The organism is Nocardia sp. NPDC050630 (genome assembly GCF_044457245.1).
GTDB lineage: Bacteria > Actinomycetota > Actinomycetes > Mycobacteriales > Mycobacteriaceae > Nocardia.
This window is the reverse complement of the sequence record NZ_JBITGN010000003.1, coordinates 178,182-196,688: the sequence shown is the minus strand read 5'-3', so window position 1 is coordinate 196,688 and position 18,507 is coordinate 178,182. Positions and strand designations below refer to the sequence as shown.

The window sequence follows — 18,507 nt, the reverse complement described above, 5'->3', positions numbered from 1 at the left end:
GGGGCATGAGCAATGGCAATCACACAGGTCGCGGTCTATGCGCATCTGACGGCGGCCGATATCGAGGCACTCGGTGACGAGCTCGATGTGATTCGCCGCGATATCACCGATCAGCGCGGTGCACGGGATGCGGCCTACATCCGCCGCACGATCGCCTTCCAGCGGGCACTCGACGCCGGGTCGCGGCTGATGATCGCGCTCAGTCGCAAGCGGACCGGTTGGATCCTCGGGACTGCCGGATTGGCGATGGCGAAGAGCATCGAGAACATGGAGATCGGCCACAACGTCTGCCACGGCCAATGGGATTGGATGAATGACCCGGAAATCCATTCCAGCAGTTGGGAATGGGATATGGCGGGTCTGTCGTCGCAGTGGCGTTATTCGCACAACTATCGCCATCACGTCTTCACGAATGTGCTCGGCATGGATGAGGACATCGGATTCGGCGTCATACGCGTGACCCGCGATGACCGTTGGCGCCCAGGGAATCTGCTGCAGCCGTTGCTGAACCTAGTGCTGGCGGCCACCTTCGAGTGGGGTATCGCACTGCATGGTAACGACTCCGAACACCTCCGCGCGGTCACCCCGGCCCAGAAGGCGATGCAGACCAGAGCGCTCCTCGGCAAGATCGCCAGGCAAGCCGGCAAGGACTATCTGCTGTTCCCCGCGTTCAGCGGGCGGCGTTGGCGGCGCACCTTGGCTGCGGACACCAGCGCCAATGTCCTGCGCAACCTATGGGCCTATCTAGTGATCTTCTGCGGGCATTTCCCCGACGGCGCAGAGAAATTCGCGCCGACCGTCCTGGAAAACGAGACCAAACCGGAGTGGTATCTGCGCCAGATGCTCGGCACCGCGAACTTCGACGCGGGCCGGGTGCTGGCCTTCCTCAGCGGCAACCTCTGCTACCAGATCGAACACCACCTGTTCCCCGACCTGCCGAGCAACCGCTACGCCGAGATCGCCCGGCGCGTGCGGGCATTGTGCGACAAATACGACCTGCCGTACACCACCGGTCCACTACTGCGCCAATATCTGCTGACGCTACGCACCATCCACAAACTGGCGCTGCCCGACAGCCTGCTGATCGCCTCCTCGGACGACGCACCCGAAACCGCATCTGAACATAAGTTCAATGGCATCGATTCGTCCACGGTCGTCAACACCGACCGGACGCCGGGCCGTCGCGGGCTGCGCACAGCGCTGCGACGACTAGCAATCAATCGGGCGCTCGTCCGCTGAGTAGCTTTTCCCGCAGTTATCGACCGCGAAAACGCACGCGGCAACCGGTCTCGTCGACTACCGTCGGCACACGCTGTGGCTCGACCACGACGAGCTACTGGACCTGATCGCCGGTATGCGCGCCGCGATCCTGCGCAGCTGGAAAGACGCAGCACCCGGCCGTCCTGTTCTACCGCGGCAACGGGAGTTAACCGGATACTTCCCACTGGGTTTCGGAGCGGTCGGGCAGGGCCTCGATCGCGACCCGCACGGCAGGCGGGAAGCCGCTGACGGCGAATTCGACTTTCCCCTCCGCACCATGGTCATCCGCGCCGTGCGACGACCGGCCGATACGGCGGCACCGCGGGCGGATCGAGTCGTAATGCGCTCGGCGGACGTCTAGCGGAAGCCGCTACTTACGCGCGGCGCCGTGCCCCCACGGCACCGGCCCTGAGCTGTGCGGAGACCGGATCAGACGGCCGGAAGGCCAACCGTCCGATCACGGTTCGCTGCGGAACTACGCAATCCCACAAGGGAATTCGAGTAGCTATCTACTCGGGTATGCACCCCTGCCCCGGCCATACGCTTCTTCCATCGTCGAAGTGCGTTACGAATCGGAGGAGAAATCATCGCCCTTGTGATTGCGGTCGATCCCCTGGATTACCCCGAATGCGGTAAGACGCACGAGCGCGGGTGCAAGGAACGACGTCACCGGTCCAGCGCAAGCTGGGTAACGTCAGGTCGGGCGGCGGACGCATTGTGTCCGAAGCCGTTGGGTACCAGACATTTACGACCTTCGGGCGTCGGTGCGGCTCGGCTCCTCGCCGCGAGGTCGCCGAACTCGGGACTCGGATGGGGTTGCCGCCACACACGGCACAATGTGGGCCGAATCGCGCAACACAGTCGAGCTACAGACCCAAGTGTAGGCGTAGCGCCCGATCGAGTTCGGCCGCAATAGTTTCGAGCGGTCGGCCCAACCACGCCCGACCGTACCTGTTCGGCTCCAGCCTTCGAGGCTCTTACTCCGGACGAACCGTAAGAATCCGCGGCCCATCCTCGGTAACGGCGACCGAATGTTCCCAGTGCGCCGCCCGACTACCGTCCAGCGTCACCACGGTCCAATCATCGTCGAGCACCTTTGTCTGCGTCGTGCCCAACGTCAACATCGGCTCGATCGCGAGCACCGATCCAACAACAAGTTTCGGCCCCTTACCCGGCGCACCCTCGTTGGCAAGGAACGGATCCATATGCATCTCCCTGCCGATGGCGTGCCCACCGTAACCGTCGACGATGCCGTAGGACCGACCGTGCTCCTTTTCGGCGGCGCGCGTACCGATTTCGATGGCATGGGACACATCGGTCAGCCGGTTACCGGGCAGCATGGCCGCGATACCCGCCTCCATCGACATCCTGGTGGCATCGCTGAGCAGCTGATCGGCCTCGATGATCGTGCCGACCCCGAAGGTCCACGCCGAATCACCGTGCCAGCCTTCGAGAATCGCGCCGCAGTCGATCGAGACCAGATCACCTTCGCTCAAGATCTCCGACGATGTCGGAATCCCATGCACCACACGGTCGTTCACCGACGCGCAGATCGACCCCGGAAAGCCGTGGTAACCCTTGAACGACGGCACGGCGCCCGCATCGCGGATCACCTGCTCGGCGATCTCGTCCAGTTCCAGGGTGGAAACACCGGGCTTGGCCGCCGCGCGCACCGCGACGAGCGCGCGGCCGACAATCGCACCGGCCGCCGCCATCGCATCCAGTTCGCCTGCCGTCCGGAACGGCACGACCTTCTTCTTGCGGTTGAAGACCATCCGGCCTCAGTGTCCCAGGGCGCGCAACGCGCGCGTGTTGACCTCGTCGATCTCACCGACACCGTCTACCGAGACGACCAGACCGTCGTAATGCTCCAGCAGCGGCTCGGTCTCCTCGCGATACACCCGGAGCCGGTTGCGGATCACATCCTCGTTGTCGTCCTTGCGACCGCGCGCCATCATCCGGGCGACCACGGTGTCCTCGGGCACAACGAAGCAGAGCACCGCGTCGAGCTTCTTGTCCATATCGGCGAGGATCTTCTCCAGCGCGTCGGCCTGATCGACCGTGCGCGGGTAGCCGTCCAGCACAAAGCCGTTCGCGGCATCCGGCTCGGCGACCCGAGCCTCGACCATGCGGTTGGTCACATCGCTGGGCACCAGATCGCCCGCGTCGATGTATTTCTGCGCCTCCCGGCCCAGCGGCGTCTGGGCGGTGATATTGGTGCGGAACAGGTCCCCGGTAGAGATGTGTGGGACACCCAGCTTGTCCGACAGGAGGTCGGCCTGAGTGCCTTTGCCGGCGCCCGGCGGTCCGAGCAGTACAAGTCTCACTTGAGGAACCCTTCGTAATTTCGATTCATCAGCTGGCTTTCGATCTGCTTCACGGTGTCCAAGCCGACGCTCACCATGATCAGCACCGAGGTGCCACCGAACGGAAGGTTCTGGGTGCCACCGGACGCGCCGATATCGAGGAACAGGTTCGGCAGGACGGCCACGAGACCGAGGTAGATCGAGCCGGGGAGGGTAATGCGGCTCAATACGAAATTGAGGTAGTCGGCGGTGGGCCTACCGGGACGATATCCGGGAATGAACCCACCGAACTTCTTCATCTCGTCCGCGCGTTCCTCCGGGTTGAAGGTGATCGCGACATAGAAGTAGGTGAAGAACACGATCAAACCGAAGTAGATCGCGATGTAGACCGGGTTGCCCGGGTTCACCAAGTATTTCTGGATGATCTCCTGCCACCAACTCTGGTCGGCGGCATTCTTCGAGGAGGTCAGCTGCGCGACCAGGTTGGGCAGATACAACAGTGAAGACGCGAAGATCACCGGAATGACACCGGCCTGGTTGACCTTCAGCGGCAGATAGGTCGAGGAACCGCCGTACATCTTGCGGCCGACCACACGCTTGGCGTACTGCACCGGAATTCGGCGCTGGCCCTGCTCGACGAAGATGACCGCGGTGACGATCGCGAACGCGGCGACACAGACCAGACCGAAGACCAGTCCACCGCGGTTCTGCAGAATGTTGTTGCCCTCGTTCGGGATGCGCGCGGCGATACCGGCGAAGATCAGCAGTGACATGCCGTTGCCGATGCCGCGCTCGGTGATCTGCTCGCCGAACCACATGACCAGTGCGGCACCGGCGGTCATCACCAGCACGATGATCACCATGCCGAAGATGCTGGTATCGGCCAGGATGTCCTTCTGGCAGCCCTGCAGCAGCTGGCCGCGGGCGGCCAGCGCGACCAGACCCGTGGCCTGCAGGATCGCCAGCGCGATCGAGAGGTAGCGGGTGTACTGCGTCATCTTGTTCTGGCCCGATTGGCCTTCTTTACGCAGTTCTTCGAAACGCGGGATGACGACGGTGAGCAGCTGGATGATGATGCTCGCGGTGATATAGGGCATGATGCCGATCGCGAAGACCGACAACTGCAGCAGCGCGCCACCGGAGAACAGGTTGATCAGCTGATAGATACCGGCGGAATCACCGCCGGAGACCAGGTCTATACATTCCTGGACGCTCTTGTAATCGACACCGGGGGACGGCAGCGAAGCACCCAAGCGGTACAGCGCGATCAACCCCAGCGTGAAGAGAATCTTCCGCCGTAAGTCCGGAGTCCGGAAGGCCGATACGAAGGCGGAAAGCACAGATCCTCCTGGCGAACGACATGGTCATGCCACGGATATAGAAAACCCATGACGAGGCTTGGCAGACAACAATTGAACTCTAACAGTGGCACCGGACGAGCTCTTCACTCGTCCGGTGCCACTATCTGCAGAGTACCGTCAGCCCAGCTCGGTGACAGTGCCACCGGCCGCGGTGATCTTCTCCTTGGCGGCGCCGGTCACCTTGTCGACGGTCACCTGGACCGCGACGCCGATCTCGCCATCGCCGAGAACCTTGACCAGCTGGTTCTTGCGAACCGCGCCGGCGGCCACCAGCTCCGCCTTGCCGACCGCGCCGCCCTCGGGGAACAGCTTGGCGATCGAGCCGACATTCACGACCTGGTATTCCACGCGGAACCGGTTCGTGAAGCCCTTGAGCTTGGGCAGCCGCATGTGAATCGGCATCTGCCCACCCTCGAAGGCGGCTGGGACATTCTTGCGAGCCTTGGTGCCCTTGGTACCGCGGCCCGCGGTCTTGCCCTTGGAGCCCTCACCGCGACCCACCCGGGTCTTCTCGGTCTTGGCGCCAGGAGCCGGACGCAGGTGATGCAACTTGATGGTCATGTCAGACCTCCTCAACTGTTACGAGGTGGCGCACGACGTTGATCAGCCCACGGTTCTGGGGGTTGTCCTCCCGAACCACGGTCTGGCGGATCTTACGCAGGCCGAGCGTACGAAGGCTCTCCCGCTGGTTCGCCTTGGCGCCGATCGACGACTTGATCTGGGTCACCTTGAGATCTGCCATAACTACCGACCTCCCGCTGCCTGAGCGCGTGCGCGCAGCATGCCCGCAGGGGCAACATCCTCGAGGGGCAGACCACGACGGGCCGCGACCTCTTCCGGACGCTGCAGCATCTTGAGTGCCGCAACCGTCGCGTGCACGACGTTGATGGCGTTGTCGCTACCAAGCGACTTCGCCAGAATGTCATGGATACCAGCGCATTCCAGCACCGCGCGCGCCGCACCACCGGCGATCACACCGGTACCGGGCGAGGCCGGACGCAGCATGACCACACCGGCCGCCGCCTCACCCTGCACCGGGTGGGTGATGGTCGAGCCGATCATCGGAACGCGGAAGAAGCCCTTGCGAGCCTCCTCGACACCCTTCTGGATGGCCGCGGGAACTTCCTTGGCCTTGCCGTAGCCGACGCCGACCAGACCGTTGCCGTCACCGACGATCACGAGGGCGGTGAAGCTGAAGCGACGACCACCCTTGACGACCTTGGAGACGCGGTTGATCGCTACGACGCGCTCGAGCTGGTTCTTGTCGGTCTGCTGGTCACGACGGTCACCACCGCCACGACGATCGCGGCCACCGCCGCGGCCGTCCCGGCTGTCGCCGCCACCGGCGGCACCATTCTGCTGTCCGGCGGGTCCGTTGCCGCCGTCACGCCTCTGACGTCCCGGCATCAGACGTTCCTTCCGTAATTGTTTGCAGTCATCAGAACTTCAACCCCGCTTCGCGAGCGGCGTCCGCCAACGCGGCGATCCGGCCGTGGTAGTCGTGACCACCACGGTCGAACACGACAGCTTCGATGCCCGCGGCCTTGGCACGCTCGGCCAGCAGTTCGCCGACCTTCTTGCTCTTGGCCGACTTGTCGCCGTCCAACGCGCGGACATCGGCCTCGATGGAGGACGCGGCGGCAATGGTCTTGCCGATCGAGTCGTCCACGAGCTGTACGTGCAGGTGACGCGAGGAGCGGTTGACCACCAGGCGCGGGCGCTCGGTGGTGCCGACGACCTTCTTGCGCAGACGGAAGTGACGGCGGGTCTTCGACAGACGACGTGCGGTAGACACGTCCTTGCCGCGCGGCTTGCGCTTGGCAATCTGGTTTTCGGTTTGCGCCATGATCACTTACCCGTCTTTCCGACCTTGCGGCGAACGACCTCGCCGGCGTAGCGGATGCCCTTGCCCTTGTACGGGTCGGGCTTACGCAGTCCGTGGATGACAGCGGAGATCTGACCGACCTTCTGCTTGTCGATTCCGGACACGGAGAACTTGGTGGGCGATTCCACCGCGAAGCTGATGCCCTCCGGGGCCTCGATCGGCACCGGATGCGAGTAGCCGAGGGCGAACTCCAGGTTCGAACCCTTGGCCGCGACACGGTAACCGACGCCGAAGATTTCCATCTTCTTCTCGTAGCCCTTGGTGACGCCCTCGATCATGTTGGCGACCAGGGTACGGGTCAGGCCGTGCAGCGAGCGGTTCTGGCGCTGGTCATCCGGGCGGGCAACCTCGAGCTGACCGTCCTCACCCTTGGTGACGGTGATCGGCTCGGCGACGACGTGGGTCAGGGTGCCCTTGGGACCCTTCACCGACACGTTCTGGCCGTCGATGGCGACCTCGACACCGGCAGGAATGGCGATGGGCTTCTTACCAATACGCGACATTTGTCCTACCTCCCTTACCAGACGTAGGCGAGGACTTCGCCGCCCACGCCCTGCTTGGCCGCCTGACGATCGGTGAGCAGACCGGTCGACGTGGAGATGATCGCCACGCCGAGGCCGCCCAGGACCTTGGGCAGGTTGGTGGACTTCGCGTACACACGCAGACCCGGCTTCGACACGCGGCGCAGGCCCTGCAGGCTGCGCTCACGGCTGGGGCCGTACTTGAGGTCGACGACGAGGGTCTTGCCCACGGTCGCGTCCTCGGTCCGGTAGTCGGCGATGTAACCCTCGCGCTTGAGGATCTCGGCGATATTCGCCTTGAGCTTCGAGTGCGGAGCCTTCACCTGATCGTGGTACGCCGAGTTGGCGTTGCGCAGACGTGTCAGGAAGTCTGCGATCGGATCAGTCATGGTCATAGTTCGACCTTGACACCTTTCTCGCTACGGTTCCCATGCAACACCGGCGTACGCATCGGCACGCCAGCCGTGGGCCTATAGCAATTCGGCGGTCCGGCCGACATTTGCCGACCGGATTGAGTTCTCATACGAGCTCTCGGTGCGAGGGCCGTCCACACGTCGATGCAGCATCGCACCAAGGACATGCGGACACAGAAGTGCCCACGCAACCGCTCTAGTGTAGGCAATGGGCTGACCAGGACAAAATCGGCCCCGACGGTTCGAGCCGCTCGCCGAAATCCACAACATATGCCGCCATACGCATATGCCTTCCGCCGCGAATCGCCCAGCCCCACCTCCAGGCGCTCTGGACACCAAACACGCGAGGAATGCCTGTTCACGCAGACATTCCGACGCCGCGCACATCGACTCACCGCACGAAACGCCGTGCCTCGAACCCGAAGGTGTGCGAGAGCCTCGAGCGGGCGGCGGGCGAGATTAGGATTGGGGGATGTCGCTGCCGCGCTTCGAACGACCCGACCTTCCCGAGTACATGACGTGGGAGGAACTCGAGCAGTTGCCCGAGGAGATTGCTCGGCAGATCGAGCTATGGGATGGGCGGGTGGTCTGGGTACGGCGTGGGCCTGCCGAGCATCAGGAATTCACCAACCTGCTGTGGAGCGGCCTGCGTCGGTGTGCACGCGGGGACATGGCCGCGAACCCGGAGCAGTGCTGGCGAGTCCACACGGAAACGAACATCTTCTTCGGCACATCGGGAAAGTCCGATTTCGTGACGCCGGACTTCCTGGTACATCGGTGCCTCCCAGTCCCTTATCAGGATGTTCGTGCTGACGACGTGCTCTTGGCCGGCGAGGTCCTGTCACCATCGAACACCCAGACCGATATCGATGAGAAGAAGGCGCGCTACGCGAAAGCGGGCATCCCCTGGTACTGGGAAGTGACGCTGGAACGCGAGCGGAGCGCCATCGCAATGGTGCGCGCATTCGCACTGGAAACAACCCACGGCGACCTCCCGGAGGGAGTCCACCCGCTGTATCCCGTGAACTACCTGCTCATCGGCAAATGGACCCCCAAGGATTCCGACGCGATAACCGCCGACTTCCCATTCCCGATCCACATCCCCTGGTCCGAACTCGAATTCTGAACCGCGGCAAGTGAATCGAGGGCCCGGAGTTGATCCCTCCAGCCGCTGTCCCATGAATGTACGGGCCTGAAAACAAGCAAGGGCACGGCCTCTGGTGGAGGCCGTGCCCTTGTTCAGTTTCGTGCGGGTGCGCTCACAAGGAGCGCAAGCTCACCAGGAGCTCTTGTGCACGCCCGGGAGTTCACCGCGGTGCGCCATTTCGCGCAGGCACACGCGGCACAGGCCGAACTTGCGGTAGACGGCGTGGGGACGGCCGCAGCGCTGGCAGCGGGTGTAAGCCCGGACCGCGAACTTCGGCTTGGCGTTGGCCTTGTTGACCAGTGCTTTCTTAGCCATGTGCTCAGTTCTCCTTGAACGGGAAGCCGAGGTGCTTGAGCAGGGCACGGCCTTCTTCGTTGTTGGTCGCGGTGGTCACCACGGTGATGTCCATACCGCGCGGTCGGTCGATGGAATCCACGTCGATCTCGTGGAACATCGACTGCTCGCTCAGGCCGAACGTGTAGTTGCCGTTGCCGTCGAACTGCTTCGGCGACAGACCGCGGAAGTCGCGGATACGGGGCAGCGCGATGGAGACCAGGCGGTCCAGGAACTCCCACATGCGGTCCCCGCGCAGGGTGACCTTCGCACCGATCGGCATGCCCTCACGCAGCTTGAACTGCGCGATGGACTTGGTGGCCTTGCGGATCTCGGGCTTCTGACCGGTGATCAGTTCCAGGTCCCGGACCGCACCGTTGATGAGCTTGGCGTCGCGCGCGGCGTCACCGACACCCATGTTCACGACGACCTTCACCACGCCCGGGATCTGCATCACGTTGGCGTAGTTGAACTCGCTGTTCAGCGCGTCCTTGATCTCGGCACGGTAGCGCGCCTTCAGACGCGGCTGAGTCTTCTCAGAGGTGGTCATGTCAGATGTCCTTCCCGTTCTTACGGGAGATCCGGACCCGCTTGCCGCTCTCCTCGTCCGCCCGGTAGCCGACACGGGTCGGCTTGCCGTCGGAGTCGACGACCATCACGTTGGACACGTGGATCGGAGCTTCCTGGGTCACGATGCCGCCCGAGGAGGCGCCACGCTGGTTGGTGGAGTTGGCAACGTGCTTCTTGATCCGGTTCACGCCCTCGACCAGGACCCGGTTCTCCTTCGGGTAGGCCTGGATGACCTTACCCTTGGCGCCCTTGTCCTTACCCGAGATGACGAGCACCGTGTCGCCCTTGTGCACCTTCATGTCAGAGCACCTCCGGAGCCAGCGAAACGATCTTCATGAACTTCTTCTCGCGCAGCTCGCGGCCGACCGGGCCGAAAATGCGAGTGCCACGCGGGTCGTTGTCCGCCTTGATCAGAACGGCCGCGTTCTCGTCGAACTTGATGTACGAACCGTCCGGGCGACGACGCTCCTTGACGGTGCGCACGACGACGGCCTTGACGACCTCGCCCTTCTTGACGTTGCCGCCGGGGACAGCGTCCTTGACGGTGGCGACGATGATGTCGCCGATGCCGGCATAGCGACGCGACGAACCGCCGAGAACGCGGATGCAGAGGATTTCCTTCGCACCCGTGTTGTCGGCGACGCGCAGTCGCGACTCCTGCTGAATCACTTCAGCCTCCTTGACCTGGATGTATACGCACGCCGGATTGCCGACCCGACGGGCATGGTCGTGTTACCACCCGAACGCGCGCCTACCAGCGGTTTTCTCGATCGGATGGATCAACCACTGGGGGTTCGTGGCCGGATTGCGGGTACAGCTCCCGCAGGCAACCGGTTCAGTGTAGGTGGATGCCCACGTCGGTCCCAAATCGGGCCCCGCAACCGCAGGCTGAACTTCCGCTGTGAAACCCGCGTGGATCAGTGCTGGCGAGCCGTCCCGTCACTACCCTCGGGACGAGCAAGATCGCCAGATGAACTGTGCGTAATCCGCATCGTCGCTGATATAGGGGGTTTCCTTGAGTTCGTCCGCGCGTTCCGCCCGGCTCGGTCGTCGTACCTTTCTGATCGCGCTCGGCGTGATTCCCGCCGCACTGGTCTCGTGCACGCGCGAGCAGTCGGTGCAGCTCACCGGGGTCGATATGCGGGGCGGGGATCAGGCGGTTCGTCCGCAGGACGATCTGTTCCGGTACGTCAACGGGGGCTGGCTGCGCGATTTCCAACTGCCGCCGGATAAGCCGTCCTACACCACCTTCGACGAGGTCGGCGACCGGGTGGAACAGCAGTTGCGCGAGATCATCGATGGCATCCACGAGCCCGAGAACGGTAGCGCCGAGCACCAGATCCGCGATCTCTACGACGCGCGGGTCGACTTGGCCCAAATCGAGCGGCTCGGCGTGACCCCGCTGGCCGATCTATTCGCGGCGATCGACGGCGCAGCAACCAAACCGGATCTGGCGAAGGTGATGGGCGGGCTGCCGATCGGCGGCCTCGTCGGCCTGTCCGTCGGGGTCGATGAGAAGAACTCGGCCGAGTACGTCGCGAACATCTCCCAGTCCGGTATCGACCCCAATATGGGCGAGCAGTATTACCGCAAGCCCGAATACGCCGAACAGCGTGCCGCCTATCAGACCTATCTGCAACGGGTCGCCACGGGCGCGGGCTTTCCCGATCCGGCGGGTATCGCCCAGCGGGTATTCGAGCTGGAGACCAAGATCGCCGCCGGTTACTGGGACGACGTTCGACTGCGCAATCCCGATGCTGTCTACAATCCGATGAACTGGTCCCAATTGACCGCGCTAGCACCGCAATTCGATTGGGAGCCGTGGCTGGCGGGCAATACCGACCGACCGCGCGCACTATTCGATCGCGTGGTGGTTGGTCAGCCGTCGTTCGTGGCGGCGACCGGAAAGCTCTGGGCCGAGGTCGATATCGCGGTCTGGCGGGAGTATCTGCGTATGGCGGTGGTCAAACAGTTCGCGGCGATGCTACCCAAGGCCATTGCCGATGCCGAATTCGATTTCGTCGGCAAGGTGCTGCAAGGGTCGCAGGAGCGTCCGGAACTGTGGAAGGACGGCATCGCCACCGTGAATGAGAACCTGAGCCAGCAGCTCGGGAAACTCTATGTGGGAAAACACTTTCCGCCCGCGGCCAAAGAGCGCGCCTTGGCGATGGTCGCCGATCTCATATCCGCCTATCGAGCCGATTTCACCGATTCCACCTGGATGTCGCCGCCGACCAGGCAGGCCGCCATCGCGAAACTCGACAAGATCGTCACCAAGATCGGCTATCCGGACAACTGGATCGACTACTCGGGGTTGACGATCACGCGCGGCAAGTTGATCGAATCGGTCCGCGCCGCACAACGTTTCGAGACCAAGCGCGGTTTCGCGCGCCTCGGCACCCCGGTCGACAAGTCCGAATGGCGGATGGCGCCGCAGCTGGTGAATGCCATGTACAACCCCAATGCCAATTCGATCACGTTTCCGGCCGCCATTCTGCAGCCCCCATTCTTCGACCCCGATGCCGCGACCGCGGTCAATTACGGCGCGATCGGCGCGGTCATCGGTCATGAGATCGGACACGGGTTCGACGATCAGGGTTCGCGCTACGACGGCGACGGCACTTTGCGCGACTGGTGGACGCCCGAGGACCGGGCCGCCTTCGAAGCCAAGACCAAGCAGCTCATCGAGCAGTACAACGCGCTGGTCCCGACGGGTCTGGACCCGAGCAAGCACGTCGACGGCGCGCTCACGGTCGGGGAGAATCTCGCGGATCTGCGCGGTCTCGGTATCGCCCTGGCCGCCCTCGGCATCGCCGATGAACGCGACGGCAAGGACAACCCGGACAATCGCACGCTGTTTTTGTCCTGGGCCCGGATCTGGCGGGAGAAATCGACAAAGCAGCATATGGAATTGCGACTGGCCATGGATCCGCACGCGCCCAACGAGTTCCGCTGTAACCAGGTGGTCCGCAATATCGACGAGTTCTACACCACTTTCGCGCTCGAACCGAGCGACAAGCTGTACCTGGCCAAGGACCAGCGGGTCTCGCTCTGATCCGACGCGCTGGCAACGCCGGAGGCGGGTAGCCTCGGGCCAGCACTATCGCGCCTGACGAGGATGCGGCCGGGACCGCATCGGGAGAGGAAATCCTCGTGACATCAACCGGTCGTCTCGGTCAGCTCGACCGTCGTGCCTTCCTGGTCGCGCTCGGGGTGGTGCCCGCGGCCGTCGCTCTGGTCTCCTGCTCGAAGGATGAGCATCCGGTGCGGCTCACCGGGGTCGATATGGGCGGCGCGGACGAGGTGGTCCGGCCGCAGGACGATCTGTACCGGCACGTCAACGGAAAGTGGCTGCGCGAGTACCAGCTGCCGCCGGATAAGGCCGCGGTCGGGGCGATCAGCGATGCGAGCGATCGGACGCTGGCTCAGCTGCGCGAGATCATCGAGGGCATCAAGGATCCGAAGCCGGGTTCGGAGGCGCAGCAGATTCGCGATCTCTACGACGCGCGCCTGGATGAGGCCGCCTTCGAAACGCTCGGCATGACACCGCTGACCGATCTGTTCGCCAAGATCGACGGCGCGGCGACCAAACCGGATCTGGCCAAGGTGATGGCGGAGCTGCCGATCGCCGGGCTGATCGGCATCGGAGTCGGCATCGATCGCAAGGACTCCAATGCCTATATCCCCACCGTCAGTCAGTCGGGTATCACGCTGAGCGAGCAGTACTACCGCAAGCCGGAATACGCCAAACAGCTCGCGGGCTACAAGACCTACCTCGAGAAGATGTCGGTGGGCGCGGGTCTCGCCGATCCGGCGGGCATCGCGCAGCGCATGCTCGATCTGGAGACCAAGATCGCGGCGGCGCATTGGGACAGCGTGCGCAATCGCAATACCGATGCCACCTACAACGTGATGAGTTGGCATGATCTGGTCGCGCTCGGACCGCAATTCGATTGGGATCCGTGGATGGCGGGCAATACCGATCGGCCGCGCTCGCTGTTCGACAAGCTCGTGGTGGCGCAGCCGTCGTTCGTGACCGCCGCCGCGCGGCTGTGGGCCGACACCGATATCGCGCTGTGGCGAGAGTTCCTGCGGGTCAATGTGATTGCGGAGTACGCCCGCTTCCTGCCCAAGGCGATCCGCGACGCGCGGTTCGAATTCGTCGGCAAGGTGCTGAGCGGAATCGAGGAGCGGCCCGAGACGTGGAAGTCCGGTGTCGGGGTCGTCAACGACAATCTCGGTGACCAACTCGGCAAACTGTATGTGGACAAGTACTTTCCGCCGGCCGCCAAGGATCGGGCCAAGGAGATGGTGGCCGACCTCATGGCCGCCTATCGGGAGAACTTCACCAATTCGACCTGGATGTCCAAGCCGACCAGGGATGCCTCGATCGTCAAGCTGGACAAGATCGAGGCCAGGATCGGATATCCGGATAAGTGGGACGACTACTCCGCGCTGAAGATCACCCGGGGCAAGCTGATCGAATCCCTGCGCGCCGTCAATGCTTTCGAATCCAAGAAGGCGTTCAACCGACTCGGCACTCCGGTCGACAAGTCCGAATGGGGTATGTCGCCGCAGACCGTCAACGCCTACTACTCACCCACCAGCAACCAGATCACCTTCCCCGCCGCTTATCTACAGCCGCCGTTCTTCGACAAGGACGCGACCACAGCGGTCAATTACGGCGCGGTCGGCGCGACCATCGGCCACGAAATCGGCCACGGCTTCGATGATCAGGGCCGCAAGTACGATGCCAGCGGTAATCGCAGCGACTGGTGGACACCGGAGGACCTGGCCGCATTCGAGGCCAAGACCAAACAGCTGATCGAGCAATTCGATGTACTGGTCCCCGAGGGCCTCGATCCCAAATACCACGTCGACGGCGCGCTCACCGTTGGCGAAAATCTCGCCGACCTGCGCGGCCTGCAAATCGCCGTCGAGGCCTACCGCATCGCCGCAGAACGCGAGGGCATCGACCCCGATTACCAGCAGATGTTCCTCTCCTACGCCCGCAGCTGGCGCGAAAAGCAGACCGAGGAATCCACCATCAGCCTGCTCCAGGACGTCCACGCGCCCAACGAATTCCGCTGCAACCAGATCGTCCGCAATATCGCCCAGTTCTACAACAGCTTCGCCGTCAAGGAAGGCGACAAACTCTTCCTCCCGGAGAACCAGCGCATCACCCTCTGACAATCACCTCCCATGAAGCCCGGCCCCCACGCCGGGCTTCATTCGTGGAGAAACGCTCGCGAGCGAATAGGGTGCGCCGCCGAGGCGAGCGGGTCAGAAGGCGCTGCCGGTGGAGGGGCGGGGGAAGTAGCCGGGCCAGCCGAACAAGTAGCCGGGGTAGCTGGGGTAGCCGGGGTAGCTGCGCTGGCCCCAGCCGCCGTGGCCGCCCCAACCGCCGTGGCCGCCCCAGCCACCATGACCCCAGCCGCCGTGACCGTGGATGTCGTCAGCCTGATCCACCTGCACGATCGCCGGGCCCTGGGTGTCGGCCGTATCGGCGAGCGCCGGGCCCGCGACCGCGGCGATCGGGGCCAAGGCAAGCACGGAGGTGATGGCGATGCGGGCGACCATGGGGCGGACGCGTCGGGCGGAACTCTTTTGGTTCATCGGAACTAACCTCAATTCGGTATGCGTCAGTCGTGCGAAGACCCGTGTGCTCACGGGTTCGACGTCGATGCCTCCCGGACGAGAGGATCATTTATTGACGTCATTTAACGTACCGCTAGATAGCGGCACGTTCAATAGGTTCGCAACAGATGACGTGACAGCAAATCGCAGGGCGCTCGGTGGAACTAGCAATGTAGGTTAGGCTGGCCTTTGCTTTGCGGCTCGAACGGAGCCGAGTCGGGGGATTCCTCGATGAAGGAGAGGGTGACGATGGAGTCTGTTCGGACGTCTCGTGGCTGGAAATCGGCGGTGGTTGCTGTACTGGCCGGTGCGCTGACCTTGGGCATTGCCGCCTGCGGGTCGTCGAGCGATGACGCGGGGTCCGATAGTGGCGCACCCGTCACCATCACCCACGCGCGCGGCACGACAACCGTCCATGCCACCCCGAAAAAGATTGTCACGCTGGGGAATCAGTGGCTGGATTCGACACTGGCGCTCGGCGTGACCCCAGTTGGCTATGTCGACAATGTCGCCTCCGTATCCAAGAGCACCCCGGCATGGGAGCCGAAATCGCTCGGATCAGCGAAGGCCTTGAATACCACTGGCAATATCGCCGAGCAGGTCGCGGCGCTGGAGCCGGATCTGATTCTGGTGGACGGATTCCTGGCCGACCAGAAGACCTATGACGAGTTGTCCAAGGTCGCCCCGACGCTGCCCGCACTCACCTCCTCCTCGATCCAGCCCTGGCAGGACCTGGTTACCACGCTCGGCAAGGTACTGCACAAGGAAGAAGACGCGACGCGGGTGATCACCGACGTGGACAAGAAGGTGGAATCCATCGGCCAGGCCAATCCGGGCCTGCAGGGCAAGACCTTCGCGAGCACCTGGTTGGCCAGCCCAGCTCAGCTGATGGTGCTGACCGATCCGAGCGACGGGTCGAGCAAGATCTTCACCCAACTCGGACTGAGCATTCCGAAGAACCTCACCGATCAGCCGTCGAGTCAGGGCAGACTCGCGCTGTCGCCGGAACGAGTCGACGAGCTGACCGCCGATCTGTTGCTCGCTGGCTACTCCCCCGGTATGGACGACAAGTACCGGCAGCTGCCCGGATACGCCGATCTGCCCGCGGTGAAGAAGGGTGCGGTGGTCTTCCTCACGGTGCAGGAGATCAGCGCCGTCAACCAACCGACCGCGCTCTCAGTGCCCTATCTGCTGAACAAGCTGGAGCCTGCTTTCGCCAACGCGGCGAAATAGGTTCAGCGCCGGAGATTCGACGCGCACCAGCGCGGGGCCCTTCGGCGCTCAGCGCGCGGCGACGAGTTCGTCGGCCTCGGCGAGTTCGGCCAGCTCTTCCTCGACGTACTCATCGCCCGCGAAGTACGCGGCCGCGGCGGCCAGGAACATCATCACAGCGGCCGAGACGAATACCACGATCAGACCCGAGTGGAACGGCCCGGTGAGCAGATTCGGGAAGAATTCCTGACCGGTGAGGGTGTCCGCATTAACCCCTGGCTTGGCCAATTCGCCGCTGGGTCCGAGCAATTCCTGGATCGGGTTGTAGCCGAGGAAGGCGGCGAACATACTCGCGACGGGCGGCAGATCGGCGAGTTGGGACGCGGCGCCCGCGGATACGCCCTGGGCGCGCAGACCGCTGTCGAGTGCCGAGGGCAGGCTGGCGGCCAGGCCGACGACCATGAGCGAGAAGAAGATTCCCATCGACAGCGCATTGCCACCGTTGAACAGGGTGCCGCGCATACCCGATGCCGCACCGCGCTGGGACGCGGGCACGCTCGACATGATGGCCGCGGTATTCGGCGAGAAGAACAGTCCGCAGCCGATGCCGTTGAGCAGCACGATGGTGGCGAATACCCAGTAGTTGAAGTCGACCGGGATGACCAGCAGCCCCAGGAAGGTGAGCCCGGCCAGCGTCGCACCGCCGGTGGTGAACCGGCGCGATCCGTAGCGATCCGACAGCCAGCCCGAAACAGGTCCGGCGGCAAGGAATCCCACGGTCAGCGGCAACAGATAGATACCCGCCCACAGCGGCGTGGATTCGTAGTCGTAGCCGTGCAGCGGCAACCAGATGCCCTGCAGCCAGATGATCAGCATGAACTGCATGCCGCCGCGGCCGATCGAGACCATCAGATTGGCGAAATTGCCCAGGCCGAATGCGCGGTTGCCGAACAGCGACAGGTGGAACATCGGCTCGGCGACCTTGGTCTCCACCACACAGAACGCCGCGAGCAATGCGATGCCGCCGAGCACCGCACCGAGCACCCACGGGTTGGACCAACCGGTGGGGTGTCCGCCATAGGGCTGGATGCCGTAGGTGATGCCGGTGAGCAGCGCGGTCAGACCGAGGCCGAAGGTGATGGTGCCCACCCAGTCGACCTTGCCCTTGGTGCGCGTGCCCACTTCGTGCAACGAGCGGTAGGACCAGATCGAGCCGATCACGGCGATCGGCACGCTGACCCAGAACACCGCGCGCCAATCCCATTCCGAAAGCACGCCACCGATGATCAGCCCGAGGAAGGAGCCCGCGACCGCGGCGACCATATTGATGCCGAGTGCGGTACCGCGCTGTTTGGCCGGGAAGGCGTCGGTGAGGATGGCCGTCGAGTTGGCCGTCAGCATGGCGCCGCCGATGCCCTGCAGCACGCGCCAGACGATGATCCACATCGCGCCCGACCCACCGTGGAATGGATCGAAGGACAGCGCGACCGAGGTCACCGCGAAGACCGCGAAGCCGAGGTTGTAGATCCGGACGCGGCCGAAGATATCGCCGAGCCGCCCGAACATCACCACGAGCACCGCGGTGACGAGCAGGTAGCCCATCAGCATCCACAGCAGGTAGCCGACATTGCCCGCTTCCAAGGGATTCAGTCCAATACCTCGGAAGATCGCGGGCAGCGAGATCAGCACGATCGAGGCATTGACCGCGCTGAGCAGCACACCGAGGGTGGTGTTGGTCAGCGTGATCCACTTGTAGTTCGGATGATCGCGGTCGTAGCGCAGGCGGCGGCGAATGGTCTGGACATCATCCAGATCGAGATCGGCGGATGGAATCGTCACGGCAGCCCCTTGCTGATTGTTAC

Annotated in this window: 21 protein-coding genes; 6 read left to right on the top strand and 15 right to left on the bottom strand. The window is 63.7% G+C overall.

Going from position 1 to position 18,507, the window contains the following annotated elements; all coding sequences use genetic code 11:
• The first annotated feature begins 12 nt into the window (after nucleotides 1-12).
• Nucleotides 13-1,239 (top strand): fatty acid desaturase family protein, encoded by a 1,227-nt coding sequence (locus tag ACIBG0_RS11070; protein WP_397031475.1) that lies wholly within the window; start codon nucleotides 13-15, stop codon nucleotides 1,237-1,239.
• Between the two features lie 115 nt (nucleotides 1,240-1,354).
• On the top strand, nucleotides 1,355-1,621 hold the full coding sequence (locus tag ACIBG0_RS11065; RefSeq protein WP_397031474.1) for a hypothetical protein: 267 nt from the start codon (nucleotides 1,355-1,357) through the stop codon (nucleotides 1,619-1,621).
• 616 nt (nucleotides 1,622-2,237) lie between these two features.
• On the opposite strand, the gene map is transcribed toward ACIBG0_RS11065, so the two are convergent.
• The 9 genes from map to rpsH all read right to left on the bottom strand — a co-directional run bounded on the left by map (nucleotide 2,238) and on the right by rpsH (nucleotide 7,728).
• Nucleotides 2,238-3,035: a type I methionyl aminopeptidase gene (map, locus tag ACIBG0_RS11060; protein ID WP_397031472.1), complete on the bottom strand. Its 798-nt coding sequence runs from the start codon at nucleotides 3,033-3,035 to the stop codon at nucleotides 2,238-2,240.
• A gap of 6 nt (nucleotides 3,036-3,041) precedes the next feature.
• The gene (locus ACIBG0_RS11055) at nucleotides 3,042-3,587 is read right to left on the bottom strand and encodes an adenylate kinase (RefSeq protein WP_397031470.1); all 546 of its coding nucleotides are present in this window, start codon (nucleotides 3,585-3,587) and stop codon (nucleotides 3,042-3,044) included.
• Entirely contained in the window at nucleotides 3,584-4,906 is a 1,323-nt protein-coding gene (secY, locus tag ACIBG0_RS11050) for a preprotein translocase subunit SecY (RefSeq protein ID WP_397031468.1), read from the bottom strand. Before secY ends, ACIBG0_RS11055 begins: the two co-directional genes overlap by 4 nt.
• A gap of 138 nt (nucleotides 4,907-5,044) precedes the next feature.
• Nucleotides 5,045-5,488 carry a 50S ribosomal protein L15 gene (gene rplO, locus ACIBG0_RS11045; RefSeq protein ID WP_062983140.1) on the bottom strand — a complete coding sequence of 148 codons (444 nt, stop codon included), beginning with the start codon at nucleotides 5,486-5,488 and terminating at the stop codon, nucleotides 5,045-5,047.
• A 1-nt stretch (nucleotide 5,489) separates the two neighbouring features.
• Nucleotides 5,490-5,669 (bottom strand): 50S ribosomal protein L30, encoded by a 180-nt coding sequence (rpmD, locus tag ACIBG0_RS11040; protein ID WP_062983142.1) that lies wholly within the window; start codon nucleotides 5,667-5,669, stop codon nucleotides 5,490-5,492.
• Nucleotides 5,670-5,671: 2 nt separating this feature from the next.
• Complete coding sequence (rpsE, locus tag ACIBG0_RS11035) at nucleotides 5,672-6,334, bottom strand: 30S ribosomal protein S5 (RefSeq protein ID WP_364780190.1); 663 nt, start codon at nucleotides 6,332-6,334, stop codon at nucleotides 5,672-5,674.
• 31 nt (nucleotides 6,335-6,365) lie between these two features.
• Nucleotides 6,366-6,773 carry a 50S ribosomal protein L18 gene (gene rplR, locus ACIBG0_RS11030; RefSeq protein WP_397031466.1) on the bottom strand — a complete coding sequence of 136 codons (408 nt, stop codon included), beginning with the start codon at nucleotides 6,771-6,773 and terminating at the stop codon, nucleotides 6,366-6,368.
• Nucleotides 6,774-6,775: 2 nt separating this feature from the next.
• Nucleotides 6,776-7,315 (bottom strand): 50S ribosomal protein L6, encoded by a 540-nt coding sequence (rplF, locus tag ACIBG0_RS11025; protein WP_397031464.1) that lies wholly within the window; start codon nucleotides 7,313-7,315, stop codon nucleotides 6,776-6,778.
• A 14-nt stretch (nucleotides 7,316-7,329) separates the two neighbouring features.
• Nucleotides 7,330-7,728 carry a 30S ribosomal protein S8 gene (gene rpsH / locus ACIBG0_RS11020; RefSeq protein WP_062983150.1) on the bottom strand — a complete coding sequence of 133 codons (399 nt, stop codon included), beginning with the start codon at nucleotides 7,726-7,728 and terminating at the stop codon, nucleotides 7,330-7,332.
• 490 nt (nucleotides 7,729-8,218) lie between these two features.
• Here rpsH and ACIBG0_RS11015 point away from each other — a divergent pair, with 490 nt between their 5' ends.
• The gene (locus ACIBG0_RS11015) at nucleotides 8,219-8,872 is read left to right on the top strand and encodes a Uma2 family endonuclease (protein ID WP_397031462.1); all 654 of its coding nucleotides are present in this window, start codon (nucleotides 8,219-8,221) and stop codon (nucleotides 8,870-8,872) included.
• Between the two features lie 150 nt (nucleotides 8,873-9,022).
• Here the strand turns inward: ACIBG0_RS11015 and ACIBG0_RS11010 are convergent, their stop codons facing one another.
• Genes ACIBG0_RS11010 through rplN form a run of 4 tightly spaced genes read right to left on the bottom strand, consistent with a single transcriptional unit; the run spans nucleotide 9,023 to nucleotide 10,465 of the window.
• Nucleotides 9,023-9,208 carry a type Z 30S ribosomal protein S14 gene (locus ACIBG0_RS11010; RefSeq protein WP_014981705.1) on the bottom strand — a complete coding sequence of 62 codons (186 nt, stop codon included), beginning with the start codon at nucleotides 9,206-9,208 and terminating at the stop codon, nucleotides 9,023-9,025.
• Nucleotides 9,209-9,212: 4 nt separating this feature from the next.
• Nucleotides 9,213-9,776: a 50S ribosomal protein L5 gene (gene rplE, locus ACIBG0_RS11005; protein WP_062983164.1), complete on the bottom strand. Its 564-nt coding sequence runs from the start codon at nucleotides 9,774-9,776 to the stop codon at nucleotides 9,213-9,215.
• Between the two features lies 1 nt (nucleotide 9,777).
• Entirely contained in the window at nucleotides 9,778-10,095 is a 318-nt protein-coding gene (rplX, locus tag ACIBG0_RS11000; protein ID WP_040686592.1) for a 50S ribosomal protein L24, read from the bottom strand.
• Nucleotide 10,096: 1 nt separating this feature from the next.
• Complete coding sequence (gene rplN, locus ACIBG0_RS10995) at nucleotides 10,097-10,465, bottom strand: 50S ribosomal protein L14 (RefSeq protein WP_040686591.1); 369 nt, start codon at nucleotides 10,463-10,465, stop codon at nucleotides 10,097-10,099.
• 346 nt (nucleotides 10,466-10,811) lie between these two features.
• On the opposite strand from rplN, the gene ACIBG0_RS10990 reads away from it, so the two are divergent.
• Both ACIBG0_RS10990 and ACIBG0_RS10985 read left to right on the top strand, forming a co-directional pair.
• Entirely contained in the window at nucleotides 10,812-12,851 is a 2,040-nt protein-coding gene (locus ACIBG0_RS10990) for a M13 family metallopeptidase (RefSeq protein WP_397031460.1), read from the top strand.
• Between the two features lie 98 nt (nucleotides 12,852-12,949).
• A complete protein-coding gene (locus ACIBG0_RS10985) occupies nucleotides 12,950-14,986 on the top strand; it encodes a M13 family metallopeptidase (protein WP_397031459.1) in 2,037 nt (678 codons plus the stop codon).
• Nucleotides 14,987-15,079: 93 nt separating this feature from the next.
• Here ACIBG0_RS10985 and ACIBG0_RS10980 read toward each other — a convergent pair whose 3' ends face one another.
• On the bottom strand, nucleotides 15,080-15,412 hold the full coding sequence (locus ACIBG0_RS10980; protein WP_397031457.1) for a hypothetical protein: 333 nt from the start codon (nucleotides 15,410-15,412) through the stop codon (nucleotides 15,080-15,082).
• Nucleotides 15,413-15,682: 270 nt separating this feature from the next.
• Between ACIBG0_RS10980 and ACIBG0_RS10975 the strand changes: the two genes are divergently transcribed.
• Nucleotides 15,683-16,666: an ABC transporter substrate-binding protein gene (locus ACIBG0_RS10975; protein WP_397031455.1), complete on the top strand. Its 984-nt coding sequence runs from the start codon at nucleotides 15,683-15,685 to the stop codon at nucleotides 16,664-16,666.
• 48 nt (nucleotides 16,667-16,714) lie between these two features.
• Here the strand turns inward: ACIBG0_RS10975 and ACIBG0_RS10970 are convergent, their stop codons facing one another.
• On the bottom strand, nucleotides 16,715-18,484 hold the full coding sequence (locus ACIBG0_RS10970) for an MFS transporter (protein WP_397031453.1): 1,770 nt from the start codon (nucleotides 18,482-18,484) through the stop codon (nucleotides 16,715-16,717).
• Nucleotides 18,485-18,507: the final 23 nt, after the last annotated feature.